The sequence below is a fragment of the Eoetvoesiella caeni genome, assembly GCF_003315175.1.
Lineage (GTDB): Bacteria > Pseudomonadota > Gammaproteobacteria > Burkholderiales > Burkholderiaceae_B > Eoetvoesia > Eoetvoesia caeni.
The window spans coordinates 162,093-179,122 of record NZ_QNRQ01000010.1; the positions used below are offsets into that span (position 1 = coordinate 162,093).

The following is a 17,030-nucleotide window of genomic DNA, read 5'->3' on the forward strand; positions in this document are numbered from 1 at the left end:
GGGAGAACGCCATGAGGCATCACATTGACAAGGTAAGGAATATTCCTTACCATAGAGGCATCTCTATCAGGAGAACGGCCATGCCTGTCATTCATGAAGTTGCCACACTGACCTCCAAGGGCCAGATCACTCTGCCCAAGCCCATCCGGCAAGCGCTCGGTGTCGATGCCGGCGGCAAAGTCGCATTTGACCTGCGTGACGGCGAAGTCGTCGTGACCCGTGCCGACGCCGAGCACGAGGACCCCGCCATCGGTGCGTTTCTGAGCCTGCTGGCCCGCGACATCGAGGCTGGCCGGAACGTCCAAGGCCTGCCCGAGGATCTGGCTCGCGCCATGCTGAAGCACGCGGGGCACGGCGTGAAGCTGGACGAGGAAATCGACGGGGAAGTGGCGCTCTGATGCAACGGCATGGCTGGACGCTGCTATTCCATGACTGCGTGATCGAGCAGTTGCAGAAGTTGCATGCAGCCGCCCGGCGCGCGCAGGAGAACGATCCGAATGGCTTCGAGTCCAACGCCAACGTCAAGCTCTTCCGGGCCTTGAGTCAGTTGATGCTGGATGTGGTGCCGAGTGATCCGGCGCGCGACGAATACCGCCAGGGCAATACCTTGGGGCCGGCCCACCGCCACTGGCGACGGGCCAAGATCGGAAGGCGGTTCCGGCTGTTCTTCCGGTACGACTCCAAGGCGAAGATCATCGTTTACGCCTGGGTCAACGATGAGCAGACATTGCGGTCGTCGGGCAGCAAGTCAGACCCCTACGCCGTTTTTGAGAAGATGTTGGGGCGGGGAAATCCGCCGGACGACTGGAACGCATTGGTACTGGCAAGCAAGCAGGATTGGAGCAAACTGAAGTAGGCATCCCCCATGTAGCAGGAGACGACCATGAGCACGACAACACGCATCAGCACCGCAGAACGGCTTGGCCGCAGCGTCGGCCGCGGGTGGCGGGCCTATGCCCGCAGCGAACGGCGAGTGTCGAACTGGCTGGTTTCCAAGGGTGTGCCGGTGGCTGGTGCCACCGCGCTGCTGTGGTTGGTCAAGTTGGCCGTGCTCGGTGTGCTCCTGTACACCACTTTCTGGCTGGCTCTGCTGCTGGTGTTCGCAATAGCTGCCGCTTGGATGGCCCGCAATGCTGATCTGGATCACGAGTTACCCGAGCCGGAATGGAGAAACGGGCCTGCGGGATTTGGCCTGTACACCTATGACGGCTTTCGCGTTGATCCACATGTCGAGGATGATTAGCAGCACTCACTTTTTCGACACGGCGTTGAGCGCAATACCTCCTCCTTTACCCCCTGCAGCCTTGGCATCTCCCGTGGCTCCAGCGAGGCCTTGAAGGACGTTGCCGGCGCGAACGCCTGCCCAAGCCAAGGCCATGACCCAGAAGGTGGGCATTACGATGAACATTGTGCCCATGACGAAGTTCAGGAGCATGTCGCCGAACGCATTGTTCAACCCGACCAGTGGATCAAAGTTGTTGTGCGGCCGGTTCCAGCCCCAGCCCCACCCATAGAGCGCGTCGAGGATAGTGCTGTCGATCCAGCGTGCGAGCTGGAACCAAAAATCCACGAAGAACAGCGCGAATTGCACGACGCTGACGGTAACGACCGTCTTCAGGTCATAGGTGCCAATGACCAGCACGAGCGGGATGCAGATGACCAGCGCCATCTTGAGCAAGGCGAGCACCATGGGCAGCGCCTGGCGAACGACGTCCATGGCAGGGAACGCTGCGATTCCCCCGACTGCCATTCCTACGTCGCCGGCCGCGCGCGTGATGACGTTCGGCAAGGTCTTGTCGATCTGGCCACCGTAGTCCGTATAGACGCTCCCCTGGTTCAGTTTCTGCTGTCTCGGTGAAGCGATGGTGCGGATCACGGAGTCGTCCACCTCGGCGCGGCTCAGAAACCCGGCCCAGCCCGCCACCCGCGTGAGCAGATTTGGGTCCACTTGGCCCAACAGCCGCGCGCGCAAGCCATTGCTGCCGTCGGCCCACCATTGCCTGCAGGTCGGATAGCCACCGCCGCTGGACACTTGGGCCAGCCCAGCATCACGGTCACTGTCGTAAGGCCAGTCATCGCGTGGCGTGCTCGACCGATAGTTGTCGTAGTAGCCGGCCGTGTCCGTGAAAAAGCGGGAGCCAATCCAGGTCACGTCGTGCATCTGCGCCTCATCGAGGTTCGGGCGCTGCATGAACAGCTTGGCGCGGGCCGGCCCGTAGCAGTCGTGCGTGAAATCCGCGACCTCCTGAGCCAAAACCGGGTCGTCGATGCGCGTGGCGTCGATCTCCATCCGCATCTGCCGCAAATCAGTGCCGCAAGGGATCGCCGCCACGGAAGCTCCCGTGACCGCACGCGAGAGCGCGTGCATGAAGGCCCACCACACCGGCAGCTTGGCGCTCTGGTTGTTGAGCGTCGAGAAGGACTGCGACCAGCCCGTGCCGGTAGGCTGCGGCACGCTGACCTGGCACTGCGCCGAGCGCGAGCTGTCGTACTGGATGGTGTTGAGGTCCACGTCGATGAACGGAATGCCAGCGAACATCACCACCACGATGGCGACGAACACCCGGTTCTCAATGCGCGCAGCCGACAGCACGCCCTTGTTGCCCTCGTCCGCGCCTTCCGCGCGTGCCTTGAGCCATTCCTGCACGATGATCGCCACGAAAGGCAACGCGAATACCCCGCTGGACACCAGCACGGCCCAGATTCCGTTATGGACGATCCAGGAGACTAGGGTGAGGTAGTACTCCAGGTAGTCGGTCGTAAAAAGCGTCATTGCCTGAATCTCCCCTCAGCCCTGCATCAGCAGGCTGGCTTCCAGCGCTACGATTGCGATGACGCCAGCGATCTCGCTGCGCACCAGGCGGCGCCGTGCCTGCCCATCCGCGCCGTTCTGGGCCTCGCGCGCCAGCAACCGGCGGCGCATCCAGACCCATCCATAGGCTGTCGCGCCGTACAGGCACAGCCGCCACACCAGGAAGTAGCCCGCAGTGGCGGCCAGCCACTGCTCCCAGCCGTCAACGCTGCCGACCAGGTAGATGCCGACGACGTTGGCCCCCACGGCAGCCGCGATGATCACCACCGTCCATAGCAGCGCCTTCACCGCGTGCCGGCTGAACAGCCGGCCCAGCCAGTTCGCGCGCGGACTCATGGCCGGCCTCCCGGGTTGCCCTTCTGCAACTGGTCGAGGCGGTCGGGCACCGGGTCCCCCTCATAGACGCCGCGCGAACCCGCCGCGCGCGTACCGTGGCGCTGGATGATGGCCATCGGCGAGTTGTTGGCCAGCTCGCGGCGCAGCTCCAGCTCGGTCTTGAGGTTGCGGATCTCGCGGTCGAGCGTGTCGCTCTCGTGGTTCACCGCCTCGACCGCCAACTGGTTGGCCGCCACGTTGGGTTCCTTCTTGCCCGTCAGCAGGGTCCGCTGGAGCAGCAATGCTTTCTCCAGCACCGACGAGAGCGCGACCTCGGACGCTAGGCGTCGCGCGAGCAGGTCCTGGTCCGGCTCGTCGCGCAGTGCCTCGATCACGCCGCGCGTGATCGGCAGCGACGTGCTGCCGGCCTCGCGCAGGTTCTCGAAGGTCGTGTTGCGCGTCCCCGAGATCAGCTCCTGCAAGGTTTCCAGCTTCACCTCGTATTCTTCCTGGATCAGCGGCGTCAGTCCGACGCCGGGCACCGTCTCGGTCTTGGTGCAGGCATCGCAGGTGCGCTGCTCCTGCTCCCCGAGGACCCGTGTGGCCCATTCGATCGCCTGCTGCGGCGAGGTCCAGGTCTGGCACGACAGGCTCACGCAACTGGCTGATGCGATGGATGACGTGTCGGTCACGCCACGGCCGTTGACCAGGTTGTAGCCCGCGCGAGTGACATCGCCGACCACCCGAATAGCCGGCTGGCCTGCGCCACCGGCATTGCTGCCGCCCACCCAGGGCACGCCATCATTGCCCCGGCGCGTCTCGGCCTGCTCGATGGCCGACACGGCGTCCGTGCTCGACACCGCATCGCGCAGCGCCATGCCTTCGGCCATCTGGCTCCAGCCAAGCTGGCCGCCCGCCATCTCGGCCATCTTCTCGGCCATGGCGCGGCACGTCAGCTTGGAACGGTCGAAATCCAGCCGCGCTTGCAGCACGCCATTCGTGAGCAAGTTGTACAAACCGGGATCGGCGCGTTGGATGATCAGCGCCGGCAGGGATGCCACGGCACTCGTGGCGCTCTGGATCACGTTACCCATGATCTGCTGGAAACCATTCGTGATGCCATTGAGCTGATTGCGCAGGGTGGTCTGAAGGCTCATGTCACCGCAGATCAGGTTGCTGTTCCACCCCACGCCGACCCCGATCGAACGCATGCCGGCGGCGCGGCCCATGGACACTGCGCTGCCGCCGCCGATCGAGTACATGACGTCATCGCCGACGACGGGGCCGCTGTTCTGGTATCCGGCCTGTGCCCATGCCAGGCCGCAGCCCAGGGCGAGCGCGCCGGCCAGTGCCGTCGGACGCAGCAGGCGGTACGCCCTGGTGGAGAGATTCGTCGGTTCAGGACGCTTCATCGTGGCACCTCAGAGGAAATCAACGCTGCCAAGAAACACCTGCCCACGGCGTTCACAGCACGCATAGGGCCGCCACAGCGCCCACGCGTAATCGCCTTGCTGGGCCTGTGTCAGGGAGCCGTTGCGCGGGAAGACCGAGCACGACGATGACAGGACGGGTGTGAGTTCCTGCCACTTGCCCGTCGAGGCGTCGCCTTCGACCAGCTCGCCAGCCGGCCAGTAGCCATCACGGGCGTTGGCGAGCAGCGGCTGGTACACGTGCAACTGCCCGCGGCGAGTGACGACATCGCCCGCACGCTGGGCCACCACGGCACCAGCCTTGTGGTCGTCTGTCTGATGCAGGAAGCCGCCGCGCGGATACACGTTGCCCCAGAGGTTCAACGTCGAGCGCACGCCGATCTCGCGCGTTCCGGGGATCAGTGCCTCCGGGTAGGCCATCTCGGGCACGTTGTAGCGCCAGGCCAGCGTGTCCAAGGTGCTGAGCAGATACGGCATGAACGCCGTGCCCGCGCCCTCGCAGAAGTAGCCCGATGAGGAGACGAACTGGTTGAATACCTCGACGCCGGGATGCCCGATGACATCCGCGTTCTTGAATTTGGCGAGGTTGTTCTCGTGGTCTTCGTTGGTGGTGCCGTCACCACCGGCCTGAGCTGAAGGATTGGGCGTGCTCATCGCCCGAACCTCGGCCCAGGGGTTTTCTCCGGTATTGCTGTAGCTGGAGACGACCGCATCCGGGATGTAGTGGCGCACTTTGACCGACGTGCGCACCGTGCAGCCGGTCCAGGTGCAGTACAGCCAGTAGCAGATCCCGACGACGCGGTATTCGAGGCAGTCTGGCGATGCCACCGAGCCGACGATGGTTGCGGTGTTGAGCGCATAGCTGCCCGTGGCGCTGAGCAGCAGCACGGATGCCACGCCAGCACGCAAGCGGCGCATCAGGTCGAATGGGCGGGTCACGGCTGGGCCCTCCGGTGCTGCTCGATGCGCGCGACAGCGCGGGCCACATCGGGTTCGCCATAGACGACGTAGCGTTGATCCACCACGACGGCCGGGATGCTGGTGATGCCCAGGCTCCATGCGTCGGCAACGCCCTGGTAGGCGGAAGCGATGCGGCGTTGGAGGTCGGTGCCGCCGCTGTTCAGCCGACGCTTGACGAGGGCGGTCGCCTGTTCGGGTTCGGCGGGCAGTTCCGCAGAAAGCTCCGCTTCAATCCGGTACGCTTCGTCCAGCTCGATCAGCCGCTCGCCGCCCATGGTCTTGACCGGATGGCGGCTGTCGGTGATGACCAGCACATCGGCAGCGAATGTGGCCGGACTGAAGACACCCAAGGACACCGGCAGTACAACGGCCAGGCCAAGGGCTCGCCAGCTTGGAGCGGACCTGGGAAAAGATGCTGGCATGACGCGTGCCCCGGAAGTTGATCAGGGCCATAGTCAAACGCCGAACCCGGTCCGGCCCCCACAAACAATGCGCATCGCGGACACCCCGCATACCTGCTTGCTTCTCGGCAAGGAAGAAGCGGAGGCCGAAGCCCCCGCTGTGATCAATGAAGCGATGTGCTACAGCAGGCCGTGCTCCGCGAAGGAGTACGGAATTCCCTGGCCGACGATGATGTGATCCAGTACCCGAACATCGATCAGCGCCAGCGCGGCCTGCAGTTGCTGGGTCAGCGCGCGGTCGGCGCTCGACGGCTCAGTGGCTCCCGAGGGATGCTGGTGCGAAAGAATGACCGCGGCGGCATTCAGCTCCAAAGCACGCTGCACGATGACACGCGCGTGCACCGTGGCCGAATTGATCGTGCCTCTGAACATCGGCTCGTAGGCCAGCACCTGGTGCAGGCTGTCCATGAACACAACGACGAATACTTCGTTGGGCTCGGCGACCAGTTTCAGACGCAGGTAGTCCCGCACGGCTGCTGGCCGGTCGAGCCGGGGGCCGGCTTTGAAAACCCGCTGTTCCAGCAGCGCGATGGCTTGCTGGATGATCCAGTCTTCGTGCTGGGCTGCGACGACGGAAAGCGACTCCACGCAGGAGTCATTGACGACGAAAGACATGACGAACCTCCGGGTGATGAGATCGGAGGCGCATGCCCAGGGAGGGCAAGCCCTCCTGGGGATGGGAACAACGGAACATGATGCATCCACCACCGCGGGTGCGGTGATCGTTCGCGGCCAGGATGCGAGGCGAACGGGTAGCGATCAGCGCAGAGGACTGCGCCGTAGCCTCAAGGACCGCAGGCTACCTGGGCATGTCGCCGACAACGTCGGCAGGCATTTCGGTGGTCGGTGCGGCGGCCGAGTCGTCAGCCGACAGCATGTCCATGGCCGAAAGCAAGGAGTCGCCCTCGATCGGCCCTTGCAGTAGGATTGCCTGACCGGTCTGGCGATCATGCAGCCGGATAGATGGCGTGGCGGTCACGCCGCCCTTCGTGGCTTCCTCGGCCTGGGCGCGGATCACCGCATCCGGCCGCTTGCTTGCCAGACAGTGCTCGATGGCGGGCGTAAGGTCTGGATAGCTCAGGCCGTCGGGCAAGCCCTGGCCGTCGCTGCGTGTATGGGCATAGACCCATTCGATGGCCCGCCAGAAGGCAGCTTGCCCGCCGACCTCAGCGGCGCATTCGGCCAGGCGTGCTTCGGCGGACGCGGCCGGCTCATGCGCGGCCAGCGGCTGGTGATGCCATTGCAAGGCAACGTCGGTATTGGCTCCCACCCACTGCTTGAGCCTCGGAAAATAATCCCGGCAGAACGGGCATTCCAGGTCGGCATAGAGCGTCAGCGTAAAGCGGCCGTCCTGGTTGCCCATCTGCCACGGCGGCCCCGCCGCCTGCGCAGCGCTGTCCGGGGCGGACGACTGCGTTAAGGATTCGCCGGACGACTGGAACACGAGCCAGATCAGCAGTAGCGCGACCAGCGTAGCGGCCGAGACCCAGATCCAGCGCTTCCGCGAGCGATGGCGACGGAACGCCTGCACTTGCATCGGAATGAAGGGACGTTTCGGCTCCATGGCGTTCTCCGGCTATTGCGGCAGGTCCAGGGCCGGCGACTCGATGCCGCGTGCCTGGTCGATGTTCTCGGCCACCTTGAAGGCCGCCTCCAGTTCGGTGATGCCGTACTGCTGCATGAGCTGGTAGCGTTCGGCCTTCTCCTCGGGTTCGGTCTGCGCGAGTGCGAGGTAGAGGCTTGGCGGTACGGCCCGAAACAGCACCTCCATCGACTTCGACAGGATCACGCCTTCGGTGAATTTCCCTGCTTCCTTGCGTGCGGAAAGCATCAACGCCTTCTGCGCGGGCGAGAGTTCGCGAAAGCGCGCGATCTTCTCCACCTCGTCCGGCGGCATCGACAGGCAGATCCACCACTCGATCATGTTGAGCATGGGTTCTGCGGCACGGGGCAGATCGTCAATGTTCTGCGTCGCGAGCCAGAACCACGCGCCCAACTTGCGCCACATCTTCGTGATCTTCACGACGTAGGGCGCGAGCAACGGGTTCTTGGTGATGATGTGGCCTTCGTCGGTCACATTGACGATCGGTCGGCCCAGATACTGGTCGCGCTCGGCGATGTTGTTCACCGTGCTGATCAGGCTGATGTACGCGATGGAGAGCTGCGCGTTGTAGCCCTCGCGAGCATAGGTCGCGAGATCCACCAGAGTGATGTCGGCCTCGGGCCAAGGGGAACCGTCCCGATCGAACATCTCGCCATCCGTGCCCTGGCAGAACATGTCCATTGCGTCCGCCATCTCCAGCAGCCGCACGCGCCGCATCTCTGGCAGCGTGCTGTCGTTGCCCCGCGCGCGCAACGCATCACGCACATCACGCGTGAGCACCGTGCGCCTCTTGGCCACGCAGCGCTCGGCAGCATCCAGAATGCACTGGCGGATCAGCGAGCGGTCGGCCCGCGTCATGCGGGCTTCTTCCTTGTCTTCCCCACCTGTGATCATCAACCGCGCGGTGATCTCCAACTCGCCCAGTACGTCGCGTTGCTCGTCCGGCTCCATGGCCGAGGCATCGGGTGGCAGCTCTTCGTCCAGCGCATCGGCATCGAGCGTTTGCACGTCGCTGGGTGTCTCGATCAGCCGGCGCGCATCGGCAAACGGCGCCAGGGTCACGCCCGAGCCAGGGGCCAGCTTCACGCGGTTGACCGTCAGACCCAAACGCCTGGCAAATTCGCTGAACAAACCGAAGCTGTTGCCAGCCTCCACGATGAAGAGCCGCGGCCGGTAGATGGCCGTGACCTGGTTCAGCAGGTTGTTGAGCGTGGCGCTTTTGCCCGAGCCGGTTGGGCCGAACAGGAACAGATGGGCATTCATCTGTCGGTCCAGGCGGTTGAGCGGGTCGAAAGTGATCGGGCCGCCGCCGCGGTTGAACATCGTGATGCCGGGGTGCCCGGTGCCCTGAGCACGGCCCCATACCGGCGACAGATTCGCCGCGTGCTGGGCGAACATGAGTTGCGTGTACCACTTGCGCCGGTCTTGGCTGGGGTTGTAGCAGCACGGCAGCCAGCGCAGGTAGCTGTTGAGCGGCGCCACCTCGTCGTCCTCGCGCACCGGCTGCAAGCCGGCGTTGAGCATCACGTTCGCCAGATCCAGCCCGCGACGGTTCAGCTCGGCTTCGTCACGCCCGCGCAGGTAGAACGCCAGCGTGCCCCGGTAGAGCTTGTGCGCGCTGCCGATGAGCGAACGGGCCTCGTGCACATCCTTGAGCGTCTGCTCGGATGCCAGGGTTTCGCCCACGGCCTTCTTCGCCAGGTGATTCAAATCCGATTCGAGGACATCCTGCGGTGTGGCGACCATCGTCAGGCACATCAAGGTGTCTTCGGGCATCTGGTCGAACAGCGTGTTGATCGCATCGCCCTTGCGGGTCTCTCCGGTCAGATGCCCGGCGCCGGGTGGCATCCGTAGCCGGTCGGTGATCAGCACGCGGTGCGGCATGCCGTCGAAGGTCCAGGTACCGCGCGCTACGTCGGAGCGCGGTTGCCCAAAGAACAACCGTTGGCTGAAATCCCGTCCGCTCGCCAGTTCGATCTCGCCGTCTTCGGTCTCATCGGGATAGCGTGCCAACGCATAGAAGCGCTCGCGGTCCTCGACCGCAGGCCCGAGCAACGCGGGATTGGGGTTGAACCACCGCAGCAGCCAGTCGTGAACGTCGGTTGCGACCATACGCCGGGCCTGAATACCGGCGTTGGCCAAGCCACCACACAGGCGATCGCAGACGATATTGAGCATCTGCTCCGGCGTCTGGCCACGGCGGCTCGCCTGTCCGCTGGAACGCCGATAGACCACCATCCGTACACGCCGGCTTTGGCCGCGCCAGCGCAGGCGCGTGACCACGGTGTCCTCGAACAGGCCACCCGGCTTGGCCACCGCGCGCAGGTGATGACCGAAAAAGCGCAGGTAGAACTCGGTGAAAGCTGTATCGCGTGCGCGCGGCTGCACGTAGTCGCGCAGGGTCTGCATGTACTGGTCGAAGCTGGCCTCGTCCTGGGCGTAGAGCTGGAGTACCCAGGGGTGCTCGTCCAATTCATCGAAGCTGTCTTGCAGCGCATTCTCCAGGGCATCCCGGGCATGTGCGAGCCAGCCGGGTTCCCGGCCCTCGGTGCCCAGCGGCACCAACTCGTAGAAGGCCGCGACCGATTGCCCGTCCTCCAGCAGCATGGCCTTCGACTCGGGCAGGAACTCCACCCAAGGCAGCAGTTCCACGAACGAAGGCGCGACGTCGTACAGCGCCTGCTCGTCGGCCACCGTTGCCGACCTGCGCCCGCGGACCGCCGAGCCGGGTTCGGGAATACCGGCCTGGCGCAAGGCCTCAACATGGCGCTTCCAGCCGTCCGGTTGCTCTTCATCGCCAGCACTGGATGCGGCCAGCTTCGGCCAAGAGAGTTTCCAGCGCATCAATAATCCTCCACGCGCTCGCCCGGCATGGCGTACTGGGTACGCTGGTACAGGGGGAAAACGGTCGTGTAGCCCGGCACAGGTATGGGGTCGGTGCCCGCCAGGTGGGGGAACACATACATCACAAGGTCGGGATTCGGCAGGCGCTGAAATTGGCGATAGACTTCGTTGCGCGCCGTGCGCGTGTAGCGCATCTGCTCAGAAGGTGCGGCCTGCACGTCCGCTTCGGTCAGCGGCCGACGCAGGCTTTGACGCGCATCGAGCAATTGCCTGCGCGCTACCTGGCCAGCACCGCCGCCACCGTCGCCGGCTTCCTGCTGCCAAATGTCCATCATCGTGCTGCTACCGTGGGGCAGCAGCTTTTCCTTGCTGGTGGCGCAGCCGCCGAGCACCGCAACGGCAACGGCCAGCGCAAGGCCACGGGTCAAGTCAGTCAAGTTCGAGAGCATGGCTTTCTCCTGCGCGGTGATCGACCTTGCGACCCTCGGGGTCGAAGTCGATGGCAAGGGGTTTTTCGAGGTGGACAGCGACTTTCGCGCCGGGCTGCACATAGACGGCGGCGAAGGCCTGCCCGTAGAGCTTGTTGACCCAGTTCGACATTTCCTGGACGCCACCGGCGAGAATCCGGCCCACGGCCTCCTGACCACTGATGCCCACAGTGCCGATGGAGCCGTCCGAGCCGACGTAGGACATCTGGCCGCTGTCGCTTTCGATGAGCGAGGCCACGCCGGCACCGGCCGCGGTGATCAGGGCCTGCGAACCGAGGTACTGCTGGGCGTTGCTGCGCCGCTCCCCACTGACGCAGGGAATGCCATAGGGATCGCTGATCCAGCCCAGGCCATCGCGTTGCTGGTTGTTCTGCTGGTTGCCCTCGCGGTCCTCGGGAATGGTGCGGATGGTTCCGTCATGAAAGACGAACGTAATGCTGCGCACCTGGCCGCGCACGCACGAGAGCGTCCAGTCGCCCGAGGCTGTGCCGCTGAACACGGCGCCCGCCACGTCGGGAATATCGATGCCGTTGGCCGTGAGGTTGTCGGGGCCCACCAGGACTTTGAAGGGGTACGGGTCGTTCACGGTGCCGTCGATCGGCACACGGCCGATTAGCGCGGTCATCGCCACCGATCCCATGAGGGTGGAGTTTGTCGGAACCGTATAAACAGCCTTGGCGGTCTTGACGCCGGCGGCGCGTGCGCCCGCGTTCGCCACGGTTTCCGCCGTGGTTTCCAGCGTGCGCTGCGCCGGTCCAAAGCTCGTCGGAAAGCTCATGGCGCCACTGGACGAGCCGCGCGCCTCAGCCTTCTTCGCGTCGTCCGGTTCCACCCAGCGCACGCCGCCTTCCATCCCGGCCTCGTCGCCGTCGCGCAGTCCCAGGCCCACCGGCAGGTCGGCATGGCCGCCGCCACGACCGCCGATCGCCTCCAGGCGTCGCTGCAAGTCCGCGAGCAAGCCTTCGGTTTGCTGGCGCTCGCTCGCGGCTTGCTGCTGGTCGCGCCGCAGGTTGGAACGCTCGGCTTCGAGCGCGGCGTTGATGCGCTGATCGATCGAGTTCTCGCGCTGGCGCAGGCGTTGGTTTTCCTCGCGCTGAGACTTGTTGTCGGACAGCGCGGTCTGAAGCTCGGTGCGCAGTTGCTTGACCTGCGCGACCAGCGTGGCGACGGTATCGCGCGGGGTATCGCCCTCGATGCCCAGCGCCTTCATCTCTTCGGGCGTGAGCTGGCTCCCCGCGTCGGCTTGGGAAAGTGTCGAAGGTCCGCCGCCCGAGAACAGACGGACGCCGATGAACAGCACCAGGAGGGCCACTGGGATCATCAGCCACTTCAGGAGTCCGTTACTGCGCATGACGGGCCTCCTTGCCGTTCTCATCCGCATTCGGTTGCGGCAGATGCACGGCCGGGTCGAAGCGGTGAATGGCGGGCAGCAGCGATTGCGCAAGGCCCCGCCCGCGCGTTACCAGGTACACGGTGGTGGTGTCCTCCGGTGTGCCGCGCGGGCCCAACGCCTCATGCTGGAAAGTGGCGGTGAGGAAATCGCCTTGCAGCACGCGCGGGTCGAGCGTGATCCAGGCGGCACTGCTGTTCGTGAGACGCACGGCAGTGACCCACTGATCCTCCAAGCGCCAGGATGCGAGCGCGACGGCGCGCACCGACAACGTCGGCATCAGCGTGCCGAGGTCCAGGTTGCGGCGCAGGTTGACGCGCATCACGCCCGCAAGTGGCTCAACCGTGCGCAGCGGTGCGTACAGGTTCTGCGCGGCAAACCGCGTCAGCACGACCGCGACCGGCGTTTCGCGCCGGGCCGGCGGCGCGCCCGTCGAATCACCAGAGCGTGCCGACACTTTATCGGCGCCCGCTGGCTGACCGCCATAGCGCGCTGAAGCGGTATTGCCCTCGACGATGCGCACCGGCTCCAGCTCCGCTTCGCCGTCCTTGGGCGGCTCGGCCGCAATGTCCAGCAGGATCAATGCGCCCGTGTCGGCGTCTTGCAGTTGCAGCCGTGTGGGCTCGATTGGCTCGCTGGCGCGCAGGTACACCGCGCCGCCCGCGCTCTGCACCCGCAGGCGCTCGCCCACGGCGGCCGGCACGCCCACGCGCACGTTCCGGTCGATGAACACAATGCGCTCCTGGCCGACCTTCAGGGGAACGGCCAGCGGCATGCGCTCCCAGCGCAGGATCTCCACCGCCTGGGCCGCAGATGCCAAGGCCACGGCCAGCAGCCCCAGCAAGGCGAGGGAGTAATGCTGTAAGGAGTGCTTCATGGGGTTTCTCCTTGAGGCGCTTGCGAAGGCAACCTGCCAGATGTCGGGCGCGTCGGCTCCGGGACGTTGATGCGCTGGGGCGTGCCGTCGTAGCAATCGAGCGCCAGGCCGAACGGGTTGCGTGAGGGATCGACGTCCACCCGCGTGACTTTGATGGGGTAGCGCACCAGGGCGCGCTTGACCTGCTCAGCGCCGTAATACTCGTCGGCGCTGATGTCTAGCGTCACCACCCAGTCGCGGTCGGAGACGACGCGCACGCGGGCGGTGGGATCGTCGCCATAACCACGGCCCGGGATTTCATAGATGCCGCGCACGCGCTGGCGCAGCTCGCCGGTGCTGCGCCGGTAGTCGTAGTCGGCACGCAGAAAGGCGTGACAGGCTGGCGTGAGGTATGGCGAGAGCGCGTGCAGGTTGCGCGGGTAGTCTTCCTCGCCATTGGTCGGCCAGCGGTTGAGCTGCTGGAACACGTAGAACGTGAAGGCATAGACCGATTCGGGTGGCACTTCCCACCACTTGCGGGTGCTGCCGGAGCGCAGGTCAGGCGGGACGTGGATGGTCAGATCGCGCGGGGCACTCCACCAACCGCCACCCATGACCAGCGCGACGATGACCAGCGCGCCCGCGCCCAGGCGCAGCGTCTTAATGTGCGCCTGCAGGTGGGTGATCTCGTTCTTGAAACGGCTCATCGCGTCCCCCTTGCAACAGACCTTCGGGTGGTCCAGAAGCCGGAACGCGAGATCAGCACGTGGCCGCCCACCCAGCCGGCAGCCAACGGATGCTTCGTGGCGATGCGCCACTGCAACTGCCGGTACAGCCAGGTGTCGGGACGGCCGCGCTTGAGCCGACGTAGGATACCGCCGCCCACGAACACACCAAACGCCACGCCCAGCACGATGAATGTGGGCGCCAGCGCAATGGTGCGGGACACCCAGGACAGCGGCGCGCCGATCAGCAAGCCGGCGCCGCCAGACAAGCCGCAGCAGATCCACAGTTCGTCTGCGGTAAGGCCGCGCACCACAATGGGATGGCGGTTGAGCCGGTGTGGAAGGAACGTGACCGTCCCGTCCGCACGGACGTGCTGCTGCTCGGACATACCGACCTCGCTTACAGGATGCCGGTGGCTTCGGTGAGCAGCCAGATGCCGATCACGAGCAGCACGGCGCCAATGGCGACCGTGAGGCCGAACTGGCCCCAGGTCTTGCGGCCGGTGTGGATCTCCGCGTAGGTGCCGTAGGCGTGATAGCAGACACCGATGAACATCGACGCCACCACCAGGAGGGCCACGAGCATGATGATGTCGTAGCCGTAGTTGCGGATCGTCTCCATGATGCCGTTGCCCGTGCCGCGAGTCGGGTTCTCCAACTGCGGCAGACCCTGCGCGTACGACAGCGCAGGCAGCGCGGCTGCACCCAGGGCCACGGCGGCGCGCTGGGCAAAACGGGAAGTGAGGATGCGGTTATGCATGGTCAGGCCTTTCAGGTCAGGAGAGGAGGAAGAAAGTCAGGACGAGGTACATCGCGACGAAGCGGATGCAGACGCCGAGGAACTGGCGTTGGTTGAGGCGGCTCTCGGACCACCCCACGTAGGCCGTTCGGATGGCCCAGACGCCCCAGACGAGCAGGACCGCGAGCACGACACCGACCAGGACGGTCGCCATCGCGGAAGGCGCGATGCCGCTATTGGCTTGAAAAGCCGAGACCTGGGCGCCGTTCATGGCTTGCCCTCCGCAGTCGTAGCCGGCAGCGGCTCAGCCGGCCGCTCGGTGCGATAGTCGCCGGCCAGTTCGGAGGGGTCGCGCGGCTGGGCGCGCGACGGTGTGAGATGGGCCTGGATGCCAGCGCGCACGCGGGCCAGGTCGGCCAGCAGCCGCGGGTAGTCGAAGTGGTAGCGCTCGCCCGGAATGACGGCGGTGTGCGCGGCGCTGTCGGTCACGGTGCGCTCCAGCGCGTCGAGCTGGCGCAGCGCGCCGGCCAGTTCCTGGCGCTGTGCCGGGGACTCGGCCACCGCCATCGGGGACTGACCCATCAGGAGGGCCGTCACGAGAAAAGTGGGCACGCCGCGATGCGCGGCGCGCAGCCAGGTTGAAGCCACCATCGCGCCATTCCTGTGTGATCAGCAATGGCTCGATCGTGGAGATCAGGGCGACTTCAGGCCGCAAACAATAGGAACTCGCGGGCGACCGGATTGATGGTCTAGAGATACTTTTTGAAGCTGCCGGCGGTCAGGCTCACGGCCAAGCCCAGCAAGGCGGCACTCGGCAGGAGGATCAGCAGCGGATGCACCGAGATCGGCAGTGCCAGGTAGGTGATCCACGGCAGCACGGCCAGCGGCATCAGGCTGGCTTTCGCACGATGGTAGATGAAGCCCGATTCACGCCCGGCGCCAAATCGACGCACGTCACGCCGAACCAAGCCGTCGATCAGCCCGACGAATGCCGCCGTGAAGATCAAGGGCAGCGTGAGCGCCAGAACCAACAGCCGCACAAGAAAGGTCAACGTCGTGAACGCGGCGGCAATCAGGTAGCTCTCGGCCCAGACATAGACCTGGCTGATGAAGTACCGAAAGTTCCGCGTCTGTCCCTGGCTGGGCGTGCGGGCGCGCTCAGCGGTCTGACTCATGCGTTCCAGCAGCCCCGAGCGCACGAACACCCATTCGTAGCCGGTATCCACCAGCTCGTGCGCCGTGCGCCCCGGCTCCTGCACGACCACGCTGCGCGTGAAGTGATTGGACAGGTGCCCCAGTTCGTACTGCAACATCTGCTGAGAATGGCGCCAGCCCTGTTCCTTCCAGAACAGGTGCATGCCGACGCACTCCACCACGATGGAGAACAGCAGCGAGCCGATCAGCACCCCGAGCAGCCGGAACGGCAAGGTGATGGTGCCGACGATCAGACCTTGGCGCTGGTTCTGCTCCCGCTGCGCGGTCGAGGCGGCATCTTTCATGGCGAGGCCTCGTTTTCGGCGCTGTCGTCGGCGCCGGTGGCCGCCGCGGCAGACTCGACCGGCTTGGCCAGCTCGGCGTCATCGAGCAGATCGTCGGGCAAGGCCGCATCCTGTAAGGCTGGGGAACTGGTGAACTCCCACCATTGGGTGGCATCGGTGTAGCTCTGGCGCATGTAGCCCGCCAGTTGTTGCAGATCCTGCGGCATGGCCTCATCGGGGTCCGGCGCCGGCAGTGGCATCCTGATTTTCCAGAGTTGGCCGCCCTGCAGCAGCGCGAAGCACTGCCCCTTGGGCAGGCCGACGATGTGGGAGGGCTCGATCATTGGCACGCTGGACATGCTGATACGGTCCTGCGTGTTGCTGGTGAAATCCGTCGCGCCGCGGATGTCCGAACTGTCGGTCGCGCCGGAGACGATGGTGGTCGTATAGACCTCGACCTTCGGCAATTGCCGGGTCAGCAGTTCGGCGGTGGCCGTCTCCCGGACCCTGAGCATGAACAGGTTGTTGAAGTTGCCGATCACCTGGCCGGCTTTCGCGCGGTTGCCAATGCGGGCTTCAATGTCCGAGAGCGTCTGCGTGTACGCAGTAACTTGCAGGCCGGCGCCGCCACCCTTGTTGATGAGCGGTATGAACTCGTCGCCCATCAACTCATTGAATTCGTCCGCGTGCACGTTGATCGGCACGCGTGTGCCTGCCGATGCACCGGGTAAGCCATCATCGATCCCGTGCTTGTAGATGTGCCCTGCGACGGATACTAGATCCGAGAACATGGAATTGCCGACCGCTGCGGCGACTTCAGCGTCCGAGAGCGCATCCAGCCCCACATAGACGATGGCCCTCTTACGGATGATCTGCATCCAGTCGAAGATCGGGCGCGGGTCCGCCAGGTCGGAGTAGTTCGGGGCCAG

The 17,030-nt window shown here is 65.1% G+C and carries 21 protein-coding genes; 3 read left to right on the forward strand and 18 right to left on the reverse strand.

What is annotated here, in order from left to right:
* The first annotated feature begins 80 nt into the window (after positions 1-80).
* Genes DFR37_RS16760 through DFR37_RS16770 form a run of 3 tightly spaced genes read left to right on the forward strand, consistent with a single transcriptional unit; the run spans position 81 to position 1,243 of the window.
* Positions 81-398, forward strand: coding sequence for a type II toxin-antitoxin system PrlF family antitoxin (locus tag DFR37_RS16760; protein ID WP_041536097.1), 318 nt, complete (start codon positions 81-83; stop codon positions 396-398).
* On the forward strand, positions 398-856 hold the full coding sequence (locus tag DFR37_RS16765; protein WP_012112348.1) for a type II toxin-antitoxin system YhaV family toxin: 459 nt from the start codon (positions 398-400) through the stop codon (positions 854-856). Before DFR37_RS16760 ends, DFR37_RS16765 begins: the two co-directional genes overlap by 1 nt.
* Positions 857-883: 27 nt before the next feature.
* Positions 884-1,243, forward strand: a complete 360-nt coding sequence (locus tag DFR37_RS16770; RefSeq protein WP_012112347.1) for a DUF3742 family protein — start codon at positions 884-886, stop codon at positions 1,241-1,243.
* A gap of 6 nt (positions 1,244-1,249) precedes the next feature.
* Here the strand turns inward: DFR37_RS16770 and DFR37_RS16775 are convergent, their stop codons facing one another.
* The 18 genes from DFR37_RS16775 to DFR37_RS16860 all read right to left on the reverse strand — a co-directional run.
* Positions 1,250-2,773, reverse strand: a complete 1,524-nt coding sequence (locus DFR37_RS16775; protein WP_012112346.1) for a conjugal transfer protein TraG N-terminal domain-containing protein — start codon at positions 2,771-2,773, stop codon at positions 1,250-1,252.
* A 15-nt stretch (positions 2,774-2,788) separates the two neighbouring features.
* A complete protein-coding gene (locus DFR37_RS16780; protein WP_012112345.1) occupies positions 2,789-3,148 on the reverse strand; it encodes a hypothetical protein in 360 nt (119 codons plus the stop codon).
* Positions 3,145-4,539 carry an integrating conjugative element protein gene (locus tag DFR37_RS16785; RefSeq protein WP_012112344.1) on the reverse strand — a complete coding sequence of 465 codons (1,395 nt, stop codon included), beginning with the start codon at positions 4,537-4,539 and terminating at the stop codon, positions 3,145-3,147. The genes DFR37_RS16780 and DFR37_RS16785 overlap by 4 nt, the downstream gene beginning before the upstream one ends.
* 9 nt (positions 4,540-4,548) lie before the next feature.
* Positions 4,549-5,496 (reverse strand): TIGR03756 family integrating conjugative element protein, encoded by a 948-nt coding sequence (locus DFR37_RS16790; RefSeq protein WP_012112343.1) that lies wholly within the window; start codon positions 5,494-5,496, stop codon positions 4,549-4,551.
* The gene (locus DFR37_RS16795) at positions 5,493-5,939 is read right to left on the reverse strand and encodes a TIGR03757 family integrating conjugative element protein (protein ID WP_012112342.1); all 447 of its coding nucleotides are present in this window, start codon (positions 5,937-5,939) and stop codon (positions 5,493-5,495) included. The genes DFR37_RS16790 and DFR37_RS16795 overlap by 4 nt, the downstream gene beginning before the upstream one ends.
* A 159-nt stretch (positions 5,940-6,098) precedes the next feature.
* The gene (locus DFR37_RS16800) at positions 6,099-6,593 is read right to left on the reverse strand and encodes a JAB domain-containing protein (RefSeq protein ID WP_012112341.1); all 495 of its coding nucleotides are present in this window, start codon (positions 6,591-6,593) and stop codon (positions 6,099-6,101) included.
* 184 nt (positions 6,594-6,777) lie between these two features.
* On the reverse strand, positions 6,778-7,542 hold the full coding sequence (locus DFR37_RS16805) for a DsbA family protein (protein WP_113934405.1): 765 nt from the start codon (positions 7,540-7,542) through the stop codon (positions 6,778-6,780).
* A gap of 12 nt (positions 7,543-7,554) precedes the next feature.
* Positions 7,555-10,425 (reverse strand): conjugative transfer ATPase, encoded by a 2,871-nt coding sequence (locus DFR37_RS16810; protein ID WP_012112339.1) that lies wholly within the window; start codon positions 10,423-10,425, stop codon positions 7,555-7,557.
* Positions 10,425-10,874, reverse strand: coding sequence for a TIGR03751 family conjugal transfer lipoprotein (locus tag DFR37_RS16815; RefSeq protein ID WP_012112338.1), 450 nt, complete (start codon positions 10,872-10,874; stop codon positions 10,425-10,427). Before DFR37_RS16815 ends, DFR37_RS16810 begins: the two co-directional genes overlap by 1 nt.
* Positions 10,855-12,264, reverse strand: coding sequence for a TIGR03752 family integrating conjugative element protein (locus tag DFR37_RS16820; RefSeq protein WP_012112337.1), 1,410 nt, complete (start codon positions 12,262-12,264; stop codon positions 10,855-10,857). The genes DFR37_RS16815 and DFR37_RS16820 overlap by 20 nt, the downstream gene beginning before the upstream one ends.
* The gene (locus tag DFR37_RS16825; protein WP_113934406.1) at positions 12,254-13,180 is read right to left on the reverse strand and encodes a TIGR03749 family integrating conjugative element protein; all 927 of its coding nucleotides are present in this window, start codon (positions 13,178-13,180) and stop codon (positions 12,254-12,256) included. The genes DFR37_RS16820 and DFR37_RS16825 overlap by 11 nt, the downstream gene beginning before the upstream one ends.
* Positions 13,177-13,866, reverse strand: coding sequence for a PFL_4703 family integrating conjugative element protein (locus tag DFR37_RS16830; protein WP_012112335.1), 690 nt, complete (start codon positions 13,864-13,866; stop codon positions 13,177-13,179). The genes DFR37_RS16825 and DFR37_RS16830 overlap by 4 nt, the downstream gene beginning before the upstream one ends.
* Positions 13,863-14,273 carry a TIGR03750 family conjugal transfer protein gene (locus tag DFR37_RS16835; RefSeq protein ID WP_012112334.1) on the reverse strand — a complete coding sequence of 137 codons (411 nt, stop codon included), beginning with the start codon at positions 14,271-14,273 and terminating at the stop codon, positions 13,863-13,865. The genes DFR37_RS16830 and DFR37_RS16835 overlap by 4 nt, the downstream gene beginning before the upstream one ends.
* 11 nt (positions 14,274-14,284) lie before the next feature.
* A complete protein-coding gene (locus tag DFR37_RS16840; protein WP_012112333.1) occupies positions 14,285-14,644 on the reverse strand; it encodes a TIGR03745 family integrating conjugative element membrane protein in 360 nt (119 codons plus the stop codon).
* Positions 14,645-14,660: 16 nt separating this feature from the next.
* Positions 14,661-14,894, reverse strand: coding sequence for a TIGR03758 family integrating conjugative element protein (locus DFR37_RS16845; RefSeq protein ID WP_012112332.1), 234 nt, complete (start codon positions 14,892-14,894; stop codon positions 14,661-14,663).
* Positions 14,891-15,274 carry an integrative conjugative element protein, RAQPRD family gene (locus tag DFR37_RS16850; protein WP_012112331.1) on the reverse strand — a complete coding sequence of 128 codons (384 nt, stop codon included), beginning with the start codon at positions 15,272-15,274 and terminating at the stop codon, positions 14,891-14,893. Before DFR37_RS16850 ends, DFR37_RS16845 begins: the two co-directional genes overlap by 4 nt.
* A gap of 98 nt (positions 15,275-15,372) precedes the next feature.
* The gene (locus DFR37_RS16855) at positions 15,373-16,122 is read right to left on the reverse strand and encodes a TIGR03747 family integrating conjugative element membrane protein (RefSeq protein WP_012112330.1); all 750 of its coding nucleotides are present in this window, start codon (positions 16,120-16,122) and stop codon (positions 15,373-15,375) included.
* Positions 16,119-17,030: TraM recognition domain-containing protein (locus tag DFR37_RS16860; RefSeq protein ID WP_170139944.1), on the reverse strand; the 912-nt coding region annotated here is incomplete at its 5' end. The genes DFR37_RS16855 and DFR37_RS16860, both read right to left, overlap by 4 nt.

Bases quoted from the DNA above. Each gene is read 5' to 3' on its own strand.
- DFR37_RS16850 (WP_012112331.1), bottom strand. From the start codon at position 15,274: ATGGTGGCTTCAACCTGGCTGCGCGCCGCGCATCGCGGCGTGCCCACT.
- DFR37_RS16780 (WP_012112345.1), bottom strand. From the start codon at position 3,148: ATGAGTCCGCGCGCGAACTGGCTGGGCCGGCTGTTCAGCCGGCACGCG.
- DFR37_RS16765 (WP_012112348.1), top strand. From the start codon at position 398: ATGCAACGGCATGGCTGGACGCTGCTATTCCATGACTGCGTGATCGAG.
- DFR37_RS16830 (WP_012112335.1), bottom strand. From the start codon at position 13,866: ATGAGCCGTTTCAAGAACGAGATCACCCACCTGCAGGCGCACATTAAG.
- DFR37_RS16855 (WP_012112330.1), bottom strand. From the start codon at position 16,122: ATGAAAGATGCCGCCTCGACCGCGCAGCGGGAGCAGAACCAGCGCCAA.
- DFR37_RS16805 (WP_113934405.1), bottom strand. From the start codon at position 7,542: ATGGAGCCGAAACGTCCCTTCATTCCGATGCAAGTGCAGGCGTTCCGT.
- DFR37_RS16840 (WP_012112333.1), bottom strand. From the start codon at position 14,644: ATGCATAACCGCATCCTCACTTCCCGTTTTGCCCAGCGCGCCGCCGTG.
- DFR37_RS16845 (WP_012112332.1), bottom strand. From the start codon at position 14,894: ATGAACGGCGCCCAGGTCTCGGCTTTTCAAGCCAATAGCGGCATCGCG.
- DFR37_RS16820 (WP_012112337.1), bottom strand. From the start codon at position 12,264: ATGCGCAGTAACGGACTCCTGAAGTGGCTGATGATCCCAGTGGCCCTC.
- DFR37_RS16775 (WP_012112346.1), bottom strand. From the start codon at position 2,773: ATGACGCTTTTTACGACCGACTACCTGGAGTACTACCTCACCCTAGTC.
- DFR37_RS16825 (WP_113934406.1), bottom strand. From the start codon at position 13,180: ATGAAGCACTCCTTACAGCATTACTCCCTCGCCTTGCTGGGGCTGCTG.
- DFR37_RS16810 (WP_012112339.1), bottom strand. From the start codon at position 10,425: ATGCGCTGGAAACTCTCTTGGCCGAAGCTGGCCGCATCCAGTGCTGGC.
- DFR37_RS16815 (WP_012112338.1), bottom strand. From the start codon at position 10,874: ATGCTCTCGAACTTGACTGACTTGACCCGTGGCCTTGCGCTGGCCGTT.
- DFR37_RS16800 (WP_012112341.1), bottom strand. From the start codon at position 6,593: ATGTCTTTCGTCGTCAATGACTCCTGCGTGGAGTCGCTTTCCGTCGTC.
- DFR37_RS16795 (WP_012112342.1), bottom strand. From the start codon at position 5,939: ATGCCAGCATCTTTTCCCAGGTCCGCTCCAAGCTGGCGAGCCCTTGGC.
- DFR37_RS16770 (WP_012112347.1), top strand. From the start codon at position 884: ATGAGCACGACAACACGCATCAGCACCGCAGAACGGCTTGGCCGCAGC.
- DFR37_RS16785 (WP_012112344.1), bottom strand. From the start codon at position 4,539: ATGAAGCGTCCTGAACCGACGAATCTCTCCACCAGGGCGTACCGCCTG.
- DFR37_RS16835 (WP_012112334.1), bottom strand. From the start codon at position 14,273: ATGTCCGAGCAGCAGCACGTCCGTGCGGACGGGACGGTCACGTTCCTT.
- DFR37_RS16760 (WP_041536097.1), top strand. From the start codon at position 81: ATGCCTGTCATTCATGAAGTTGCCACACTGACCTCCAAGGGCCAGATC.